Below are 19,302 nucleotides of genomic sequence, written 5' to 3'. Positions count from 1 at the left end.
GGCTCAAGCGGAACGCTACAGAATGCACAGGGCCAAACGGATTTTGTGCAGTGTGAAAAGCCCAAGTGGCAGTTTGCGCAATGCACCTGACAGAAGGCTTGACCCAGCGGTCACATCTTGTAGGTCGAGAGCAGGATACTGGTCTCGGTGTTTTCGATGTGCGGTATCGAGCGAATGGCGTTCAACGCCCGGTCGAAGGCCTCGAGGGTGTCGGCGCGCAGCTCGGCCATGAGGTCCCAGCGGCCGTTGGTGGTATGGATGGCCACCACGTTGGGGTGCCCGCGTAGCGCGTGCTTGACCTCGGCGGCGTGGTGGCCGCTGATGCCGATGCTGGTGATGGCGCGCACGCCCTGGTCCAGTGCATCGGAGCGCAGGCGCACCGTGTAGCCGATGATCACGCCCTGCTCTTCTAACCGGGTAATGCGGTTTTGCACGGTGGCGCGGGCCACCTTGAGCTTCTTCGCCAGGGTCAGCACGGGAGTACGCGCATTGTCCCGCAACAGCGCAATCAGTTCCCGATCGATAGTATCCATGGATGCCTGCCAAATAATCAGATTGCTATTTTGGGGTGGCAGATTGTCTAGAAAGTTGATGAAACTGGCAACCTGCTCTCTTCATCTTGACGCAACCTTTAAGCAAACTGTTCACGCCACTTCAACAATCACGAGCGTGCAGCCTGCAGTAGCGGGGGCGACAACGCAATAACAAGGTGCAAGAGCATGACGTATTTCATTGATGTTCCAACCATGTCGGACTTGGTGCATGACATTGGCGTAGCGCCGTTCATTGGCGAACTGGCAGCGGCCATTCGCGAAGACTTCACGCGCTGGCAGGAGTTTGATAAATCTGCACGCGTGGCCAGCCATTCGGAAGTCGGCGTGATTGAACTGATGCCGGTCGCCGACAACAGCCGCTATGCCTTCAAATACGTCAACGGCCACCCGGCCAACACCGCCCGCGACTTGCACACGGTCATGGCCTTCGGCGTGCTGGCCGATGTCGACACCGGTTACCCGGTGCTGCTGTCTGAACTGACCATTGCCACTGCCCTGCGCACTGCCGCCACCTCGCTGATGGCGGCCCAGGCACTGGCCCGGCCAAATGCGCGCAAGATGGCGCTGATCGGCAACGGCGCGCAAAGCGAATTCCAGGCACTCGCCTTCCACAAGCACCTGGGTATCGAAGAGATCGTCGCCTACGACACCGACCCGCTGGCCACCGCCAAGCTGATCGCCAACCTCAAGGAATACAGCGGCCTGACCATCCGCCGGGCCGGCTCGGTGGCCGAAGCGGTGAAAGGCGTGGACATCATCACCACGGTAACCGCCGACAAGGCCTACGCCACCATCATCACCCCCGACATGCTCGAACCCGGCATGCATTTGAACGCCGTGGGCGGTGACTGCCCAGGCAAGACCGAGTTGCATGCCGATGTACTGCGCAACGCCCGGGTATTTGTCGAGTACGAGCCGCAAACCCGCATTGAGGGTGACATCCAGCAACTGCCGGCGGACTTCCCGGTGGTCGACCTGTGGCGTGTGCTGCGCGGCGAAAGCGAAGGCCGTCAGAGCGACAGCCAGGTCACCGTGTTCGACTCGGTGGGCTTCGCCCTGGAAGACTACACCGTACTACGGTATGTACTACAGCAAGCAGAGAAACGCGGCTTGGGCAGCAAGATCGACCTGGTTCCCTGGGTGGAAGACGACCCGAAAGACCTGTTCAGCCACACCCGCGGCCGCGCTGCCAAAAACCGCATCCGACGTGTTGCCTGACCCGCTGCCAACCCGAGTATTTGCACATGGCATTTCCAACGCGTTCGATTCAAGCACCGGCAGCCGTGGTCATGGTCCGGCCACACGCCTTCACCCCCAACCCGGAAACCGCAGCCGACAACTCGTTCCAGCGCAGCCACCCGGCGCTTGCCGCCCAGACCGTGGCCGAGGTGGCCCGGGATGAGGTCACCCAGGCCGCCGGCAGGCTGGAAGCCGAAGGTGTACGCGTGCACCTGTTCGACGACTTCGGCGAGCACAACACCCCGGATTCGGTATTCCCCAACAACTGGTTCTCCACCCACCCCGGCGGGCATATCGCGATCTACTCGATGTACTCGCGCAACCGCCGCCGCGAACGCCGCGCCGATGTGATCGAGATGCTCAAGCATGAGTACCGCGTGCAGGATGTGATCGACTATTCGGGGCTGGAGCAGGACGAACTGTTCCTTGAAGGCACCGGCGCCATGGTCTTCGACCACCTGTCGCGGGTGGCCTATACCGCACGCTCCAACCGCGCCGACCCGATTGCCCTGGAGCGCTTCAGCACGCACTTCAACTTCGAGCCGATGGTGTTTGACACTGCCGATGAGCAAGGCACGCCGATCTACCACACCAACGTGCTGATGTGCGTGGCGACCGAGTTTGCCCTGGTGGGTTTCGACACCTTCACCAACCGGGCGCGGGCCGAGGAAGTGCGCATGCGCCTGATGGAGTCGGGGCGCGATGTGATCGACCTGAGCAACCAGCAGATCAGCCAGTTTGCCGGCAATGCGATCGAACTGTCGGGGCGTGACGGGCGCATCCTGGCGTTGTCACGCAAGGCTTTCGACAGCCTGAGTGCGGAGCAGCGCCAGCGTATCGAACGCTCGGCGCGGCTGGTGCCGCTGGATGTGCCGACCATCGAGATGGCCGGGGGCTCGGTGCGCTGCATGATTGCCGGGATTCACCTGTCGCCGCGCATGGCTGCGGCCTGACTGGCTAGCGCGGTTGATGTAGGAGCGGCCTTGTGTCGCGATCGGGCCGCAAGGCGGCCCCGGCATTTTTTGCTGCGAAGCTGAAAATCTGGGTCCGTTGCGCGACCCGATCGCGACGCAAGGCCGCTCCTACATCGACCGCGTCAAGTCTTAAGGCGCACTATATCCCGCCACCCGCCAGCAATTGCGTCATCACCTCGGCCAACGCCTTGACCATCACATCCGCCGTGGGCCGATGGACGATGACAATTTCATAGCTGTCGACCTCCGGCAGCCCTTGCCCTCCCCCCAACACCCGGTGCTCGCCCGTTGCCGCCCTTGGCGGCAGCAGGCTGATGCCCATGCCATCGGCCACCGCGGCCTGGATACCGCTGAGGCTGGAACTGGTGAAGCTGATGCGCCAGCGCCGGCCCATACCTTCGATGGCGTTGATCATGTCTTCACGGTACAACCCGCGCGGCGGGAAGGTTACCAGCGGGATCGGGTCGAGTTCGAAGGCGGGCGTGCGCGCGCTGTCGATCCACTGCAGGCGTTCTGGCCAGCACGCCACGCCTTCGCGGGTATTGCGCCGCTGCTTGAGCAGCACCAGGTCGAGTTCGCCATTGTCGTAGGCCTGGCTGAGGTCTCGGCACAGGCCGCTGGTTACTTCCAGTTTCACCTGCGGGTGCAGCCGGCTGAATGCCGACAGCGCATTGGTGGTACGCCCGCCAACAAAGTCTTCGGGCACACCAAGGCGCACGGTGGTGCCCACCATGGCCCCAGCCAGGGCTTCGAGCATCTGGTCGTTCAGCGCCAGCATGTGCCGGGCATAGCCGAGCAGGGTCTGCCCGGCATCGGTCGGTAGCACGTCGCGGTTACCGCGTACCAGCAAGCGGTGGCCGACCATGTCCTCCAGGCGGCGCACCTTCTGGCTGATGGTCGACTGAGTGGAATGCAGGCGCGCGGCAGCGGTGGTGAAGCTGCCGCAATCGGCCACCACGACAATGGCGCGCAACAGGTCAAGGTCGAACAGAGCTCTATTCGATTTCACGCTGACAGTCATCTTGGTATTCAACTACTGAATGGCAAGATAGGTTTCTATCACGCCACCCCCTGCAGCGCTAGTCGCCGAGGGCGACGCCTTCGCGTCGGGGGTCGGCGCCCCCTGACCAGCCCTCGCCAATGCGCTGGATAATCTGCATGCCGCTGGTCATGGTCATGGGCGTTATCTCATGGCCCCAGGCTGCCAGTTGGCGGATCAGCGCCGGGCTGGCCAACCCCGCCTCCACTTCCGTTCCGGCATTGCGGCTGCCAAAGTTAGGCAGGCCGGCGGCCTGCTGCGGGTCGAGCTGCCAATCCAGCAGGCCGACTAATGCCTTGCTCACGTAACCGATGATCTGTGAACCACCCGGCGAGCCGAGGCTGGCCACCAGTTCGCCAGACGCACGCGAAAACACCAGCGTCGGCGCCATGGCCGACAATGGTCGCTTGCCTGGCTGTACCCGGTTGGCCACGGGTTTGCCGTGCGCCTGGGGAATGAACGAGAAATCGGTCAGGGTGTTGTTGAGCAAGAAACCCTTGACCATAAGGTGCGAGCCGAACGCGGCCTCCACCGACGTGGTCATGGCCAGCGCCTGGCCACTGTCATCCACCGCACTGAGGTGTGAGGTGGAAATACGCAGCGGTGAGCGATCAGGTGCCAGGGCCAGGTTTGCACCTTGCGGCTGGCCCGGGCGGGCGCGCTTCATGCTGTACTCGCCCACTTGCTTTGCGCGGCTGGCCAGGTAGCCGGTGTCGGTCAGCGCCTTCAGTGGCACCGGCACAAAGTCGCTATCTGCCAGGTACTGGGCGCGGTCGGCAAAGGCCAGGCGCTCGGCTTCGGCAACCAGGTGTACGGCCAGCGGCGGCGCCTCCAGGCCGGCCGGCGATGCATGGGTCACTTGCCGTAGTGCTGCCAGGTCGCGCTGCGGCGAAGCGCGCTGAACGGCTTCGAGAATGCCCAAGGTCTGCAGCACTGCTACGCCACCCGACGACGGCGGCGGCATGCCGCAAATTTGCCAGGCTTTGTAAGGGCCGCACACCGGCTCGCGCTGCTTGGCCTGGTACTGCTGCAAATCCTGCAGCGACAGGTAGCCGGCATTGGCATGGCTGCGCACCTCGGCCACGATGGCTTCGCCGATTTCGCCGCGGTAGAACACCTCAGGGCCTTGTGCAGCGATCTGCTCGAAGGTGTGTGCAAGCGCCGGGTTGCGTAGCAGCGTCCCGACCGCCATGGGCCGGCCCTGCTCATCCAGGAAATAGCGCGCCATGGCCGGCGAGCGGGCAATGAAGGGGTCACCAGCAATCAAGGTGTGAAGGCGTGCCGAAACCGGGAAACCGTTGCGCGCCAGCTCGATCGCCGGGGCGAACAGGTCGCCCCAGGGCAGCTTGCCGTGTTGTTCGTGAGCCAGCTTCAAGGCCCGCAGCACACCCGGCACGCCGACCGAGCGCCCACCCATCTGCGCCGCCCGGAACGGCATCGGGGAGCCATCGGCTTGCAGGAACAGTTTTTCCGTCACCGCTGCCGGTGCTGCTTCGCGGCCATCGAATGCCTGCACGCGCTTGCCATCCCAATACAGGATGAACGCCCCGCCACCAATGCCACTGGACTGCGGTTCGACCAGGGTCAGCACCATCTGCATGGCAATGGCAGCATCGATGGCGCTGCCACCCGCGCGCAACATCGCCCGCCCCGCTTCGCTGGCCAGCGGGTTGGCGGCAGCGGCCATGTGCCTGCTGGCATGCACCGGGTGCAGGCCACTGCGGTAACCGGAGGCCAGCTCTGGCGGCGCGGGCAGCACCTGATCGGCGCAGGCCCAGCCACTGCCCAGCAGGCACAGGGCGCTCATCAGCGGGGTGGAGAGTTTCATCGTTTGCTTCCGGCCTCATACCTATTAACCGGGGCACTGTGGGTCATGCGCAAACTTAACTTCAAGCCTTGGTGCGTTTTTTCTAGGATGCAGGCAAGTTACCGAGGAGCCCGCACCATGCGTTTATCACTCACGGCCATGCTGTTTGCCCTGTCCGCCAGCCTTGCCGCCCACGCCGAGACCCGCACCATGGACAACCGCCTGCACACCGCCGCCCGCCAGGATGACGTTCGCACCTTGCAACAATTGCTGGCACAGGGTGCACAGCTGGACAGCCGGGATGAACAGGGGCGCACTGCCCTGCTGGTGGCCACCCACGACAACAGGGTGGCCGCAGCAAAAGCACTGATCGAAGCCGGTGCCGATGTGAATGCCAAGGACAACATTGCTGACAGCCCGTACCTGTATGCCGGTGCCCGGGGGCTGAATGACATCCTGCGGCTAACCCTGAGCCACGGGGCAGACCTCAAGAGTACCAACCGTTATGGCGGCACTGCATTGATCCCTGCCGCCGAGCGCGGGCATGTCGAGACCGTACAGATGCTGATTGATGCCGGGGTGGACGTGAACCACCTGAACCGGCTGCATTGGACTGCGCTGATGGAGGCAGTGGTGCTGGGTGATGGCGGGCCGGGACATGTGGACATTGTGCGCCGGCTGCTGGCGGCCGGGGCGGATCGGCAGATTGCCGACAAGGACGGGGTAACGGCGTTGCAGCATGCGCGGCAGCGGGGGTACAGGGAGATGGAAGCGTTGCTGTCTCACTAATTCCGGGCTACACGCGAACCTTGTGTAGGAGCGGCCTTGTGTCGCGATCGGGCCGCAAAGCGGCCCCAGGGTTTTCAGCTTCGCAGCAGACATTGCCGGGGCCGCTTTGCGGCCCGATCGCGACACAAGGCCGCTCCTACAAATGTTCCGTGGCTGACCCTCAGACCACTTCTTCGTACGGCAGGCCCACATAGTTCTCGGCAATGTTCACCAGCCCCGCCGGCGACGTCAGGTAGTACTCGCGGTCGGCCTCTTGCATCTTCTGGTCCCAGGCATCCTTGTGGCTGCCAAAGTCATGCAGCAACTGGGTCATGAACCAGCTGAAACGCTCCCCTTTCCACACCCGGCGCAGGGCCAGCGGCGAGTATTGCTGCAGCAGGTCGATACGCCCTTCGCGGTATACCTTGACCAGGATCCGGTACAGGTAATTGACATCCGAGGCCGCCAGGTTCAGGCCCTTGGCGCCGGTCGGCGGGACGATGTGCGCGGCGTCGCCCACCAGGAACAAGTGGCCATACTGCATGGGCTCCACCACCAGGCTGCGTAGCGGCGCGATGCTTTTCTCCAGGGCCGGGCCAGTCACCAGGTCGGCTGCCACATCGGCAGGCAAACGGGCTTTCAGTTCTTCCCAGAAGCGCGCGTCGGACCATTCCTCGACGCGGTCCTGCAACGGCACCTGCAGGTAGTAGCGGCTGCGGGTTTGCGAGCGTTGGCTGCACAGCGCAAAGCCGCGCTCGTGGTGGGCGTAGATCAGCTCGTGGTTGACCGGCGGCGTATCCGACAAAAGGCCCAGCCAGCCAAACGGGTAAACCCGCTCATACTGCTTCAGCACGCCTTCGGGAATGCTCTGCCGCGAAACGCCATGAAAACCATCACAACCGGCAATATAGTCGCAGTCCAGGCGCTGCACCTGGCCGTCTTTCTCGAAAGTCAGGTAGGGCTTTTCGCCCTTCAGTTCATGCGGCTGAACGTTGCTGGCTGAATAGATGATCGGCGCGGCGCTGGCTTCTCGGGCCTGCATCAGATCACGGGTGACTTCGGTCTGGCCGTAGACCATGACCGTCTTGCCGCCGGTCAGGGCCTTGAGGTCCAGGCGTTGGCGGCGACCACCCACCAGCAACTCGACACCTTCGTGAACCAGGCCTTCGCGGTCCATGCGCTCGGCCACGCCGGCTTCGCGCAGCAGGTCGACCGTGCCTTGCTCAAGCACCCCGGCGCGAATGCGGCCAAGCACATACTCGACTGTCTGGCGCTCGACGATGACATTGTCGATACCGGCCTTGTGCAGCAGTTGGCCCAGCAACAGGCCAGACGGACCTGCACCAATAATTGCAACCTGAGTTTTCATTGTTGTTGTCTCTGTTCGGACGATACCGGCCCAGGACTGGCAGTGGGGCGGCATCTGCTGTTAGGGTTTGCCCTTGCATTTTTACTGGCAAAAACAGCCGCTGAGCTGTGCTATTCGATGCAAAAACTGCACTTTTATAAAAATCGTTCGATTAACGGACAGGCCAACCCAGATGAAGCCCACCCTCCCCGGCGTCCCGCTGTTCAAGCTGTATGGCGAAAACCAGGCCTGGCCCGGGACCGACCTGCTGCACTGTGAGTCGATCCCGGCCCGCAGCCGCCTGCACCACTGGGAGATCAAACCGCACCAGCATGCCGAGCTGTTCCAGTTGCTATATGTGCAGCGCGGGCAGGCCCAGGTGGAGATCGAGGGCGTGCGCAGTGCCATCGGCGAGGCGGCGATCCAGGTGGTGCCACCGATGACCGTGCATGGTTTTCGCTTCAGTGCGGATATCCAGGGCTATGTGCTCACCTTCGGCACCGCGCTGGTGGCGAACCTGGAACAGCGCCTGGGCATGCCGCTGACGGTGCTGGCGAAACCGGCGTGTTACCCGCTGGACCACGACCGCGTGCACCTGCGCAGCCTGATCGATACCCTGCAGCAGGAATACCAGGGCAATGCCCCGGCGCGCGCGCCAATGCTCGAGGCGCTGGTGACAGCGCTGATGGTGTGGATCAGCCGCCGCCAGCAACTGGGGCAGGCGCCGCGCAACCGTGATGAGCGTGACCGCCATTTGCTGGGGCAGTATTTGCGCCTGGTCGAAGCGCATTATCGCGAGCACCTGTCGGTGGATGATTTTGCTGCGCGGTTGAATGTTCCAAGCTTGCAATTGAACCAGCTATGCCGGGCCTTGAGTGGGCAGACGGCGCTGCAGGTGGTGCACCAGCGGTTGCTGCTGGAGGCGCGTCGCAGCCTGATTTATACACGGATGAGCATTGGGCAGTTGTCCGATAGCCTGGGGTTCAGCGACCCCACGTATTTTGCGCGGTGGTTCAAGCGGTTGAGTGGGCAGACGCCGAATGGGTATCGGCGGGCGGTGCAGCCTGAGTGATTTGTGCATGCCTGTGCGGGCCTCTTCGCGGGTGAACCCGCTCCTACAAGGGCCTGCGCAACCCCAAGGTCGGCGCTGTCCTTGTAGGAGCGGGTTCACCCGCGAAGAGGCCCGCACAGGCACCACACATCTTCATCCCTTGCTTGACGTAAACGTAAACCTACCCTCAGGATACCCGCATACCCACGCCGAGCCCCAGCATGAGCACCCAGACCTACAGCATCTCCGACCTGTCCCGCGAGTTGGACATCACCACCCGCGCGATCCGCTTCTACGAGGAACAGGGCCTGCTGACCCCCGAGCGCCGTGGCCTGGAACGTATCTACTCGCCGCGCGACAAGGTCAGCCTGAAGCTCATCCTGCGTGGCAAGCGCATCGGCTTCTCCCTGGCCGAGTGCCGCGAACTGATCGAGCTGTACGACCCCACCAGCGGCAACCTCAAGCAGCTCAATAGCATGCTGGCGAAAATCGCCGAGCGCCGCGCCCAGCTGGAGCAGCAGATGCTCGACATCCACCAGATGCAACTGGAACTGGACACTGCCCAGGAGCGCTGCGAACAAGCCCTGGCCGCCACACTGAACAACAAAGACAACCGCTGAACGCCACAGGAAACCCGCCATGTCCTTGCCCAAACACGTCCGCCTGGTCGAAGTCGGCCCCCGCGACGGCCTGCAGAACGAAGCCCAGCCCATCAGCGTTGCCGACAAGGTGCGCCTGGTAAACGACCTTACCGAAGCGGGCCTGGCCTATATAGAGGTGGGCAGTTTCGTTTCGCCCAAGTGGGTACCGCAGATGGCCGGCTCGGCCGAAGTGTTCGCCGGCATCCAACAGCGCCCCGGTGTTACCTATGCGGCGCTGGCACCCAACCTGCGCGGCTTCGAGGACGCGCTGGCGGCAGGTGTGAAGGAAGTGGCGGTGTTCGCTGCTGCCTCCGAAGCGTTCTCGCAGCGCAATATCAACTGCTCGATCAGTGACAGCCTCCAGCGCTTTGAGCCGATCATGGAAGCTGCACGCAGCCACGGCGTGCGGGTGCGTGGCTATGTATCGTGTGTGCTAGGTTGCCCCTACGAAGGCAAGGTCAGCGCCGAGCAGGTGGCTCCGGTGGCCCGTGCCCTGCATGACATGGGCTGCTACGAAGTCTCGTTGGGCGACACCATCGGCACCGGCACCGCTGGTGACACCCGGCGCCTGTTCGACGTGGTCGCGGCGCACGTGCCACGCGAGCAACTGGCCGGGCACTTCCACGACACCTACGGCCAGGCCCTGGCCAACGTTTATGCCAGCCTGCTCGAAGGCATCAGCGTGTTTGACGGCTCGGTCGCCGGCCTGGGCGGCTGCCCCTACGCCAAAGGTGCCACCGGCAACATCGCCAGCGAAGACGTGGTGTACCTGCTGCAAGGGTTGGGCATTGAAACCGGCATCGATCTTGATCGGCTGATTGCCGCCGGCCAGCGCATAAGCGACGTGCTGGGCCGCGACAACGGGTCGCGGGTAGCGCGGGCACGTAGCGCGCAATAAGTCATACAGGTGTCACACAGGTGTGGGTGAAGTGTTACCTCCCCCACATTTCACAGCAAAAAATCGGGTAACAGGGAAACAAATCGACAGAATTTCAGGCCAAAGGTTTTCGACGAAAACCGCTAAGCGCTTGATTTTAAAGGATTTGGAAAAGTTGGCACGCACCCTGCTATATCTTTGGTACAAGAACAAAAAAATGTGACACCCAATAAAAACAACAGGTAACGGCTCTGACATAACAAGAACAACACGGCAGAGGCGTAGCAAGCAGATCTTTTTGAAGTCGACACGCTTTTCAGGGGTACGCCCCGCGGTCTGGCACAGAACAATAAAACTACCTCCAGGTAGCAGCAGCCAGGTTCGGATCAGCAATGATGAAGGCAGGTCAGCGCTCAAAAAAATACGTTTGCTCTTGACCCCGCATGGGGGTCGCCCGCAACACCAGGACAGGCTGCCAAAAACAACAACAGGCCAGTCCCAATAATAAAAAAAGAGCAGGCAACAACGCTTTGAGGGGAGCTTCGGCTCCCCTCAGTGCTTCCTGCCCTCTTCCTCCTCCTGCTTTTCCTCGTCTTGCGCTTCCACCTTCTCTACCAGCAACGGCATCGTGCCCAGCACCAGCAGGGCCAGTACCGTACTGATCAGCGCCGTGGCTTCGCGGCCCATGCCAGCTGCCGTGCCGATGGCGGCGGTCATCCATAACCCGGCAGCGGTAGTCAGGCCTTTCACGTGGCTGGTGTCCTTGCCGTTACCCTTGAGTATGGTGCCCGCACCGAGAAAGCCGATGCCGGCGACAATACCCTGGATAACCCGGCTTAGCGCCTGTTCGTCGGCGCCGGCCATGCTGGGGGCCAGCACGAACAGCGCGGCGCCCAGCGAGACCAGCATGTGCGTGCGCACGCCGGCGGACTTGCCTTTGTGTTCGCGCTCAAAGCCCAGCACGGCACCGAGTACGGCTGCCATCAACAGGCGTACAACAACCTTGATGACCTCGCGCAGGTCTGTGATATCGGCGAATTCGGCCTGGATTGTTTGCCAGATGAGGTCCATTGCCTTGTTCCCTTGCTGGGGATTGTGTTGGCAGGTCAGGCCTCTTCGCGGGTAAACCCGCTCCTACAGGGATTGCATAAGGCTTGTAGGAGCGGGTTTACCCGCGAAGAGGCCGGCCCTGCCCTCTACAAAAACTGACCTCCACACACAACACAAGTGCCGCCCAGCCCGCCGATTGCAGCAACCCGCCCCTCGCTGCGGTCCACCCTGTACCACCTCTGGAGGATCACACCATGCCTGTTGAAATCGACGAAACCACCCGCCGCTGCACCTTGATCGGCGAAGACCTGCGCATCGAGGGCGATGGCCCGGATATCGAAATCATCACTGACGAACAGCTGCGCATGTCCGTGGCGCTGCTCGCCGGCCAACGCGTGCCGATTACAGAGGCCGAAGCCGATGCACTGACCGTGGCAGGTGCGGTCGATAGCCGCAGGCACCTGAAGGCCAGCGCGCCAGGCTCGGTAATCTGAGGCCTGGCGGGGTCAGGCGGCAAATCTGATATGGTTTTTATCGTAAAATCTGAACCTGTGCTGATAACAGCTTCGGCGCCATAGTGCTCATGCCTGATCGAGGCCTGATGAGCACCGAGCCATGAACGATAAAATTCTTTTTACAGAGATCGCCACCGCCCCAGCCAGCCCCCAACCGCGACGCATCGACAGCGGCATCCACACCCGCAGCTTTACCGGGCTGTTCCGTAACCTGCGCATCGGCTTTGCCGGCGCCCTGTTCGTGCTGTTCTTCGGCACCGCCTGGCTGAACTGGAACGGTCGCCAGGCCGTGCTGTGGGACCTGGCCAACAGCAAATTCCACATCTTCGGTGCCACCTTCTGGCCGCAGGACTTCATCCTGCTGTCGGCGCTGCTGATCATCTGCGCCTTTGGTCTGTTCGCCATCACCGTTTACGCCGGCCGTGTGTGGTGCGGCTACAGCTGCCCGCAAAGTACCTGGACCTGGCTGTTCATGTGGTGCGAGAAGGTGACCGAGGGTGACCGCAACCAGCGCATCAAGCTGGCCGCCGCGCCCTGGAGCCTGACCAAACTGGCGCGCCGCACGCTCAAGCACAGCTTGTGGGTCATCATCGGCGTGCTGACCGGGTTGACCTTCGTCGGCTACTTCACCCCGATCCGGCCACTGGCGGCAGAGCTGTTCACCTTGCAACTGGGCGGCGTGGCGCTGTTCTGGGTGCTGTTCTTCACCGCTGCCACCTACATCAATGCCGGCCTGCTGCGCGAAGCAGTGTGCCTGCACATGTGCCCCTATGCGCGCTTCCAGAGTGTGATGTTCGACAAAGACACCCTGGCCGTCGCCTATGACCCGCGCCGTGGTGAAACCCGTGGCCCGCGCAAGAAAGGCAGCGACGTTCACGCCCAGGGCCTGGGCGACTGCATCGACTGCACCCTGTGCGTGCAGGTGTGCCCTACCGGCATCGACATTCGCGACGGCCTGCAAATGGCCTGTATCGGTTGCGCTGCATGCATCGACGCCTGTGACGGGGTCATGGACAAAATGGGCTATGCCCGCGGCCTGATCGGCTACAAGTCCGAACACAGCCTGCAAGGCGGCACCACCCACTGGCTACGCCCGCGCCTGCTGGGTTATGCCGTAGCACTGGTCGTCATGATCGCGGCGCTGGGAGTGGCCCTGCAGCTGCGCCCGATGGTGTCGATGGATGTGATCAAGGACCGCGGCCTGTTCCGCGAAAATGCCTTGGGCCAGATCGAGAACATCTACCTGCTCAAGATCATCAACAAGACCGAACGCACCCAGGACTACCAACTGCGCCTGCTGGATGCCGAAGGTTTCACCTTGCAGGGCAACACCACACTGGTCATCCCCGCAGGCGAAATGACCGAACTGCCAGTGTCGGTGGCGATGCTCGCCGAGCGCCCGACCAGCAGCTCGCAAACCCTGAGCTTCGAAATCAGCGAGCTTGCCGACCCCGCCATTCGCAGCGTGGCCCACAGCCGCTTCGTCGCACCGATGAACCGTTGATCCCTTACACTGACACCACCTTGCCTGCCAGGCTTTGACAGAAGGCCAGAATGAAACGCTACGAACGCTTCGCCGACGACATTGCCGAACTGATCCGCTCCGGGGTGCTGGGCCCCGGCCAGCGCGTGCCTTCGGTGCGCTACGCCAGCCAGACCCACGGGGTGAGCCCATCCACGGTGTTCCAGGCCTACTACCTGCTGGAGCGGCGCGGGCTGATCCGTGCCCGGCCGCGCTCGGGGTATTTTGTCAACGCCCATGCCCCGCGCCAGTTCAGCGAGCCGCAGGCGCTGCAGCCGGTCAGCGAGTCGACCGACGTCGACGTCAGCGCACTGGTGTTCTCGATCCTCGACTCGATGAAGGACCCCAACACCGTACCGTTCGGTTCAGCCTTCCCCAGCCCCGAACTGTTCCCGCTGCAACGGCTGTCACGCTCGCTGGCCAGCGCCAGCCGCAGCATGGACCCGCGCATGGTGGTAACTGACCTGTCGCCCGGCAATCCGCAGCTACGCCGGCAGATTGCCCTGCGCTACATGGTCGGCGGCCTGATGCTGCCAATGGAAGAACTGCTGATCACCAACGGTGCCCTGGAGGCGCTGAACCTGTGCCTGCAGGCGGTAACCCAGCCCGGTGACCTGGTAGCCATCGAGGCCCCGGCCTTCTATGCCTGCCTGCAGGTGCTAGAGCGCCTTAAGCTGAAGGCGGTGGAGATCCCGGTGCACCCGCGGGAGGGCATGGACCTGAGCGTACTGGCTCAGACGCTGGAAAAACACCCGGTAAAAGCCGTGTGGTGCATGACCAACTTCCAGAACCCGGTGGGCGCGAGCATGCCCGAGGCGAAAAAGCAGGCCCTGGTGGAGTTGCTCGCCCGCCATCAAGTGCCGCTGATTGAAGATGACGTGTATGCCGAGCTGTACTACTCGCAGCAGGCGCCCAAGCCAGCCAAGGCCTTCGATACCCAAGGCCTGGTGATGCACTGCGGCTCGTTCGCCAAGAGCCTGGCACCGGGCTACCGCATCGGCTGGGTGGCGGCCGGGCGGTTTGCGCAGAAAATCGAGCGGCTGAAACTGATGACCTCGCTGTGCGCCTCGATGCCGGCCCAGGCGGCCATCGCCGACTACCTGCAGCACGGTGGCTACGACCGCCACCTGCGCAAGTTGCGCTACGCCCTGGAAGGCCAGCAGGCCAACATGCTGGCGGCCATTGCCCGCCACTTTCCGGCGCAGACACGGGTCAGCCAACCCTCGGGGGGTTACTTCCTGTGGCTGGAGCTGCCCGAGCAGATGGACGCCCTCAAGCTGTTCCACATGGCCCTGGCGCAAGGCATCAGCATCGCCCCCGGGCCGATCTTCTCGCCCACCCGACGCTTCGGCAACTGCATCCGCCTGAACTACGGCAGCCCCTGGCATGAGGGTGCTGAACGGGCCATGGAAACCCTGGCGCGGATAGTTCGATCTTTCTGAGTAAAGATTGCCCGGCGCCAGCTATATTTGTCGGGCCTGCAGCTCGGAAAGCCAACATGCCACCTGATGACGCACCCGTTTGCATAAAACAACTACAAGAAAAGCTGCTTGAACTGGAGGCGCAGAATAGCGCTCTGCGCCTCAAGGCGGCCTGCTACGACGTCATGGCTGCCAATATGCACGAAGGCATCTGCGTACTCGAACTGCTCGAAAACAATGCCGGCGAGCTGCACGACTACCGCTACATCATGGCCAATGACAACTGTCTGAAGCACACCGCCTGCACCAAGCAACTGGGCCAGACCGCTCGCCAAACCATTCCTGACGAAGTCGACAGCTGGCTACCGCGCTTTGCCCAGGTCGCCCGCTCCGGCCAATCGTTGCAATTCGAAGAACGCCTTGCTGTGAGCGACCGCTGGCTCAGCCTGTCGGTGCACCGCCTTGAGCCCGCCAGCGACATGCGTGTGGCGGTGATCTTTACCGGGGTGCCGGGTGAGCAAGTGACCCTCGACAGGCTGCAAGCGCTCAATCAGGAGCTGGAAGCCAGAGTTGGCAAGGAACAGGCCAGCAACAAACTGCTTGGCGAACTGGTCGACAACAGCGTGACCAACGTGTTCGCTGCCGACCGCAACTTCAGGTTGTTGGCGATCAACCGCACCGCTCAGGAGACCTTCAAGCGCCATCGCGGCTTCGTGCCCAAGGTGGGAGACTATATTCCGCAATTTCTGTCGCGCCAGCCAGACATCATGAGCCAACTCGAGCCAGTATGGCCTCGCGTGCTCGCGGGTGAGGCGTTCGTCGACACTATAGCCTTGGGCCTTGAAGGCGACTTGCGCCATTACGAGATCCGCTACAGCCCGTTGCGTGACGTCCAGCACCGAATCCAGGGTGGCTACCTGTTTGCTTACGATGTCACGGAGCGTGTCGCCGAACAGGAGCGCCTGCGCGAAATCGAAGAGTCCTTGCGCCAGTCACAGAAAATGGAAGCGGTTGGCCAGCTGACCAGTGGTATTTCACACGATTTCAACAACCTGTTGGGCAGCATCCTGGCGGCGCTGGAAATGTCTGCCCAGCGCCAGGCCGAGCAACGCTACCCGGACGCTGCCCGGCTGATTGGCATGGCCCGCCAAGAAGCCCAGCGGGCAGCCTCGCTGGTGCAACGCCTGTTGGCATTCTCTCGCCAGCAGACCCTGATGCCGCAGACGGTGGATGTGCAGCAGCTGGTAGCCGGCATGCATGAACTGATCAGGAGTTCGCTGCATCCGGGAATCGACTTCATAGACAGGACACAGGCCGGCCAATGGCTGATACAAATCGACCCGCCGCAGCTGGAAAGCGGCCTGCTCAACCTGTGCATCAATGCTCGCGACGCCATGCCAGCGGGTGGCACCCTGTGCATTCGCAGCGCCAACAAAGCGTTGGGCCTGGAGCAAGCGCGCACCCTGGATTTGCCGGCAGGCGACTACGTGCTCATCAGCGTCAGTGACAGTGGCATGGGCATGCCCGGCAACGTGCTGCAGCGAGCGATAGAGCCGTTCTACACCACCAAACCGTTGGGCCAGGGCTCGGGGCTGGGGTTATCGATCGTGTATGGCTTCATCCGTCAGTCCGGCGGGCAACTGCACATCAACAGTGTGCCAGGGCAAGGGACCTGTATCGATATCTACCTGCCAAAGGGTGAGGCAACCAGCCTTCCCCACCTTTTGACCTGAGTACCCTGAGCGACAGGGTCGCGAAAATGCTGACGCAGTTTCGATAACGGAGTGGAGTGCGATGGATGGCCAGTCATTTCATACAGAGCCCGGTTGAACAAGAACAAAGCCTGCACGATCGCATCGCCCGGCTCGAGCAGCAAAACAGCCAGCTGCAACTCCAACTGCGCGAGATGGATCAACGCGTGAAGCAGGCCGAACGTTACCGGTTCCTGTTCGAAAACATGGAAGAAGGCTTCTGCATCATCCAGTTCATCGATGGCCCCATGGGGCCATTGAGTGACTACATCCACCTGGTAGCCAACTCCGCGTACTGCCGCCATGCAGGACTGCTCAATGTGGTAGGGCGGACCTTGCGTGAAGTGCTCCCGGACGAAGCGCATGTGTGGCTGGGTTACTTTGGCACCGTTGAGCGTACCGGTGCCCCCCTGTACTTCGAGCACGAACTGCTCGCCACCGACCGGTGCCTGGGATTAGCGGCGATTCGCATCGAACCGGCTGAAGACCATCTGGTGGCAGTGATCTTCCGTGACGTAACGGCGCGTAAACGGGCCGAGAACGCACTGCGCACCCTGAACGAAGAACTCGAAGAACGTGTGAAGCAGGCCGTGGCCAAGAGCCAGGACGCCGAAGCAGCACTGCACCAGGCGCAAAAGATAGAAGCCGTTGGCCAGTTGACGGGTGGCCTTGCCCACGACTTCAACAACTTGCTTGGTGGCATTCTCGGTGCGCTCGATCTGGCCAGGCTCAGACTGGATGATGAACAGCAACAGGCCACAATTTCCCCGCTGCTGGAGAGCGCCCATGGCGCTGCGCAACGGGCCGCCGCGCTGATCCATCGCTTGCTGGCTTTCTCTCGGCAGCAGACCTTGCAGCCGTGCCCAACGGATGTTGCCGAGCTGGTCAGTAGCATGCTGGAACTCATCGCCCGCAGTATCGGCCCTCACATCACAGTTGATTACCACGGCAATGCGGCTGCCTGGGTAGTGCGCGTCGACCCACCGCAGCTAGAAAGCGCGCTGCTTAACCTGTGTATCAACGCGCGCGACGCGATGCCTGGCGGCGGGCGGATCCGCATCGTGCTGGACAACGTGGTACTCCCCGTAGAAGTTGCGCAGCCACTGCAACTGGAACCAGGCGAATACCTTTGCCTGAGTGTCGAGGACGACGGTCGCGGCATGAGCGGCGATATTCGGGCGCGTGCCGTCGACCCGTTTTTCACCACCAAACCGCTGGGGCGTGGCACCGGGCTGGGTCTGTCGATGGTTTACGGCTTCGTCCGCCAGTCCGGGGGGCAACTGCGTATCGAGTCGGTGCTGGGTGAAGGCACCCAGGTAAGCCTGTTGCTACCGCGGCACCATGCCCGCCCTGCCCCTCGACGCGTTGAGGCGCCGGGCCTACCGGCGCCACTGCCTGCACAGGGCATGCGTGACATCGTTGTGGTTGAAGACGAAAGTGCAATGCGCATGGTCATTGCAGAAGCGATGCATGACCTTGGCCATGAGGCCAGGGTGTTCGAGGACGGGCCGGGCGCACTCGCCCGGCTGGCAGGCTGCCCGCAGCCCGACTTGCTGATCAGCGACGTCGGGTTGCCGGGCGGGCTCAACGGGCGGCAGTTGGCCGACAGGTTACGTGTGACTTACCCTGGCCTGAAGGTCTTGTTTGTCACCGGCTACGATGAGCACGCGGTACTTGCCGATGGCACCTTGGATGAAGGCATGAGCGTACTGACCAAGCCGTTTACCTTGCCGGCACTGATTCAGCGCGTCAGCGAGATGCTTGAAAAGTGAAGCGGCAGGCGCCTAGGTTTGAAAACCTAGCGCCCGCCACTCAGGTCGATGAAACTGCCGGTCGAATAGGAGGCTTTGTCCGAGAGCAGCCAGAGAATGGCTTCGGCTACTTCTTCGGGGCGCCCGCCACGGCCCATGGGCAAGCCGGGCTCGAGCTTGCTGACGCGGTCGGGGTCGCCGGACAGGGCATGAAAGCCGGTATGGATGTAGCCTGGGCGTACGCCATTGACCCGCACGCCCTCGCCTGCCACTTCTTTGGCAAGGCCGATGGTGAAGGTATCGAGCGCGCCCTTGGAGGCGGCGTAGTCGACATATTCGTTGGGCGAGCCGAGGCGTGCAGCCATCGATGAGACGTTGACGATGGCCCCGCCCTGCCCGCCATGCCGATGAGCCATGCGTAGCAGGGCGTGTTTGGCGCAGAGCATGGGGCCGACGACGTTGGTCTTCATGATCTTCAGCAGGCGGAACTCGGACATGGCCTCGACACAGCTTTGCTGGCCGATGGTGCCGGCATTGTTGACCAGTGCGGTGACCGGGCCGAGTTCTTCGTCAATGCGCTGGAACAGTTGGATGATTTCATCTTCGACACTGGCGTCGGCGCGTACGGCGATGGCCTCGGCACCAAGGTCGCGGACCTGGCTGAGGACGGCTTCGGCGGCCTGGTCGTCGGCGTGGTAGTTAATGCAGATGCGATAGCCCTGGCGGGCGGCCAGCAGCGCTGTGGCGGCGCCGATGCCCCGGGTGCCGCCGGTGATGACGATGACGTTCTCCATGAATGTGCCATTCGTTTTGGGAAGGGAATATCGACAATAGGCGATATGGTGCTGTATTGGAATGACGAAGATCAGCCCAGCCCTCATCTGCTGTTGATCTGGCTATTGATCTTGATCTTGATCTTGATCTTGATCTTGATCTTGATCTTGATCTTGATCTTGATCTTGATCTTGATCTTGATCTTGATCTTGATCTTGAT

16 protein-coding genes and 1 pseudogene are annotated in these 19,302 nt (G+C 62.3%); 11 read left to right on the top strand and 6 right to left on the bottom strand.

The genetic code is table 11. The annotated features are described in order from the left end of the window. Positions 1–110: 110 nt before the first annotated feature. Positions 111–533, bottom strand: coding sequence for an Lrp/AsnC family transcriptional regulator (locus tag ACIP02_RS16085; RefSeq protein WP_400617816.1), 423 nt, complete (start codon positions 531–533; stop codon positions 111–113). Positions 534–719: 186 nt separating this feature from the next. Between ACIP02_RS16085 and ACIP02_RS16080 the strand changes: the two genes are divergently transcribed. Then, positions 720–1,772 carry an ornithine cyclodeaminase gene (locus ACIP02_RS16080; RefSeq protein ID WP_400617814.1) on the top strand — a complete coding sequence of 351 codons (1,053 nt, stop codon included), beginning with the start codon at positions 720–722 and terminating at the stop codon, positions 1,770–1,772. Between the two features lie 26 nt (positions 1,773–1,798). Then, positions 1,799–2,746 carry a citrulline utilization hydrolase CtlX gene (gene ctlX, locus ACIP02_RS16075; protein ID WP_400617812.1) on the top strand — a complete coding sequence of 316 codons (948 nt, stop codon included), beginning with the start codon at positions 1,799–1,801 and terminating at the stop codon, positions 2,744–2,746. A 160-nt stretch (positions 2,747–2,906) separates the two neighbouring features. On the opposite strand, the gene ACIP02_RS16070 is transcribed toward ctlX, so the two are convergent. Both ACIP02_RS16070 and ggt read right to left on the bottom strand, forming a co-directional pair. After that, on the bottom strand, positions 2,907–3,788 hold the full coding sequence (locus tag ACIP02_RS16070; protein WP_400617810.1) for a LysR substrate-binding domain-containing protein: 882 nt from the start codon (positions 3,786–3,788) through the stop codon (positions 2,907–2,909). Positions 3,789–3,846: 58 nt separating this feature from the next. Next, a complete protein-coding gene (gene ggt / locus ACIP02_RS16065; RefSeq protein ID WP_400617808.1) occupies positions 3,847–5,634 on the bottom strand; it encodes a gamma-glutamyltransferase in 1,788 nt (595 codons plus the stop codon). A 117-nt stretch (positions 5,635–5,751) separates the two neighbouring features. Here ggt and ACIP02_RS16060 point away from each other — a divergent pair, with 117 nt between their 5' ends. Beyond that, positions 5,752–6,402, top strand: a complete 651-nt coding sequence (locus tag ACIP02_RS16060) for an ankyrin repeat domain-containing protein (RefSeq protein WP_400617806.1) — start codon at positions 5,752–5,754, stop codon at positions 6,400–6,402. Positions 6,403–6,562: 160 nt separating this feature from the next. Here the strand turns inward: ACIP02_RS16060 and pobA are convergent, their stop codons facing one another. After that, a complete protein-coding gene (pobA, locus tag ACIP02_RS16055) occupies positions 6,563–7,750 on the bottom strand; it encodes a 4-hydroxybenzoate 3-monooxygenase (RefSeq protein WP_400617804.1) in 1,188 nt (395 codons plus the stop codon). 172 nt (positions 7,751–7,922) lie between these two features. Here pobA and ACIP02_RS16050 point away from each other — a divergent pair, with 172 nt between their 5' ends. The 3 genes from ACIP02_RS16050 (at position 7,923) to ACIP02_RS16040 (ending at position 10,319) form a co-directional block, all read left to right on the top strand. After that, complete coding sequence (locus tag ACIP02_RS16050) at positions 7,923–8,801, top strand: helix-turn-helix domain-containing protein (RefSeq protein WP_400617802.1); 879 nt, start codon at positions 7,923–7,925, stop codon at positions 8,799–8,801. Between the two features lie 200 nt (positions 8,802–9,001). Continuing rightward, on the top strand, positions 9,002–9,400 hold the full coding sequence (locus tag ACIP02_RS16045) for a MerR family DNA-binding transcriptional regulator (RefSeq protein ID WP_201206764.1): 399 nt from the start codon (positions 9,002–9,004) through the stop codon (positions 9,398–9,400). A 19-nt stretch (positions 9,401–9,419) separates the two neighbouring features. Beyond that, positions 9,420–10,319 carry a hydroxymethylglutaryl-CoA lyase gene (locus ACIP02_RS16040; protein WP_400617800.1) on the top strand — a complete coding sequence of 300 codons (900 nt, stop codon included), beginning with the start codon at positions 9,420–9,422 and terminating at the stop codon, positions 10,317–10,319. Between the two features lie 531 nt (positions 10,320–10,850). Here the strand turns inward: ACIP02_RS16040 and ACIP02_RS16035 are convergent. Further along, positions 10,851–11,369 carry an MgtC/SapB family protein gene (locus ACIP02_RS16035; protein ID WP_400617798.1) on the bottom strand — a complete coding sequence of 173 codons (519 nt, stop codon included), beginning with the start codon at positions 11,367–11,369 and terminating at the stop codon, positions 10,851–10,853. A gap of 233 nt (positions 11,370–11,602) precedes the next feature. On the opposite strand from ACIP02_RS16035, the gene ACIP02_RS16030 reads away from it, so the two are divergent. The 5 genes and pseudogenes from ACIP02_RS16030 (at position 11,603) to ACIP02_RS16010 (ending at position 18,329) form a co-directional block, all read left to right on the top strand. Beyond that, positions 11,603–11,842, top strand: a complete 240-nt coding sequence (locus tag ACIP02_RS16030; protein ID WP_400617796.1) for a DUF3203 family protein — start codon at positions 11,603–11,605, stop codon at positions 11,840–11,842. A gap of 121 nt (positions 11,843–11,963) precedes the next feature. After that, complete coding sequence (gene ccoG / locus ACIP02_RS16025) at positions 11,964–13,367, top strand: cytochrome c oxidase accessory protein CcoG (RefSeq protein ID WP_400617794.1); 1,404 nt, start codon at positions 11,964–11,966, stop codon at positions 13,365–13,367. Positions 13,368–13,417: 50 nt separating this feature from the next. After that, the gene (mapR, locus tag ACIP02_RS16020; protein WP_400617792.1) at positions 13,418–14,827 is read left to right on the top strand and encodes a GntR family transcriptional regulator MpaR; all 1,410 of its coding nucleotides are present in this window, start codon (positions 13,418–13,420) and stop codon (positions 14,825–14,827) included. A gap of 458 nt (positions 14,828–15,285) precedes the next feature. Beyond that, a pseudogene (locus ACIP02_RS16015) lies at positions 15,286–16,512 on the top strand (ATP-binding protein); the annotation flags it as partial. A 200-nt stretch (positions 16,513–16,712) separates the two neighbouring features. Beyond that, positions 16,713–18,329, top strand: coding sequence for an ATP-binding protein (locus ACIP02_RS16010; protein ID WP_400618126.1), 1,617 nt, complete (start codon positions 16,713–16,715; stop codon positions 18,327–18,329). Positions 18,330–18,355: 26 nt separating this feature from the next. On the opposite strand, the gene ACIP02_RS16005 is transcribed toward ACIP02_RS16010, so the two are convergent. Continuing rightward, the gene (locus ACIP02_RS16005; RefSeq protein WP_400617791.1) at positions 18,356–19,102 is read right to left on the bottom strand and encodes an SDR family oxidoreductase; all 747 of its coding nucleotides are present in this window, start codon (positions 19,100–19,102) and stop codon (positions 18,356–18,358) included. Between the last annotated feature and the right edge of the window lie 200 nt (positions 19,103–19,302).

The organism is Pseudomonas sp. NPDC089408 (genome assembly GCF_044749445.1).
GTDB lineage: Bacteria > Pseudomonadota > Gammaproteobacteria > Pseudomonadales > Pseudomonadaceae > Aquipseudomonas.
The sequence above is the reverse complement of the archived record's forward strand: the minus strand, read 5'-3'. Positions and strand labels throughout refer to the sequence as shown.

Excerpts from the sequence above, each read along its gene's own strand:
- ACIP02_RS16070 (WP_400617810.1), bottom strand. The coding sequence starts at position 3,788 with ATGACTGTCAGCGTGAAATCGAATAGAGCTCTGTTCGACCTTGACCTG.
- ctlX (WP_400617812.1), top strand. The coding sequence starts at position 1,799 with ATGGCATTTCCAACGCGTTCGATTCAAGCACCGGCAGCCGTGGTCATG.
- ACIP02_RS16035 (WP_400617798.1), bottom strand. The coding sequence starts at position 11,369 with ATGGACCTCATCTGGCAAACAATCCAGGCCGAATTCGCCGATATCACA.
- ACIP02_RS16085 (WP_400617816.1), bottom strand. The coding sequence starts at position 533 with ATGGATACTATCGATCGGGAACTGATTGCGCTGTTGCGGGACAATGCG.
- ccoG (WP_400617794.1), top strand. The coding sequence starts at position 11,964 with ATGAACGATAAAATTCTTTTTACAGAGATCGCCACCGCCCCAGCCAGC.
- ACIP02_RS16005 (WP_400617791.1), bottom strand. The coding sequence starts at position 19,102 with ATGGAGAACGTCATCGTCATCACCGGCGGCACCCGGGGCATCGGCGCC.
- ACIP02_RS16045 (WP_201206764.1), top strand. The coding sequence starts at position 9,002 with ATGAGCACCCAGACCTACAGCATCTCCGACCTGTCCCGCGAGTTGGAC.
- pobA (WP_400617804.1), bottom strand. The coding sequence starts at position 7,750 with ATGAAAACTCAGGTTGCAATTATTGGTGCAGGTCCGTCTGGCCTGTTG.
- ACIP02_RS16050 (WP_400617802.1), top strand. The coding sequence starts at position 7,923 with ATGAAGCCCACCCTCCCCGGCGTCCCGCTGTTCAAGCTGTATGGCGAA.
- ACIP02_RS16030 (WP_400617796.1), top strand. The coding sequence starts at position 11,603 with ATGCCTGTTGAAATCGACGAAACCACCCGCCGCTGCACCTTGATCGGC.
- ggt (WP_400617808.1), bottom strand. The coding sequence starts at position 5,634 with ATGAAACTCTCCACCCCGCTGATGAGCGCCCTGTGCCTGCTGGGCAGT.
- ACIP02_RS16010 (WP_400618126.1), top strand. The coding sequence starts at position 16,713 with ATGGATCAACGCGTGAAGCAGGCCGAACGTTACCGGTTCCTGTTCGAA.
- ACIP02_RS16080 (WP_400617814.1), top strand. The coding sequence starts at position 720 with ATGACGTATTTCATTGATGTTCCAACCATGTCGGACTTGGTGCATGAC.
- ACIP02_RS16060 (WP_400617806.1), top strand. The coding sequence starts at position 5,752 with ATGCGTTTATCACTCACGGCCATGCTGTTTGCCCTGTCCGCCAGCCTT.
- ACIP02_RS16040 (WP_400617800.1), top strand. The coding sequence starts at position 9,420 with ATGTCCTTGCCCAAACACGTCCGCCTGGTCGAAGTCGGCCCCCGCGAC.
- mapR (WP_400617792.1), top strand. The coding sequence starts at position 13,418 with ATGAAACGCTACGAACGCTTCGCCGACGACATTGCCGAACTGATCCGC.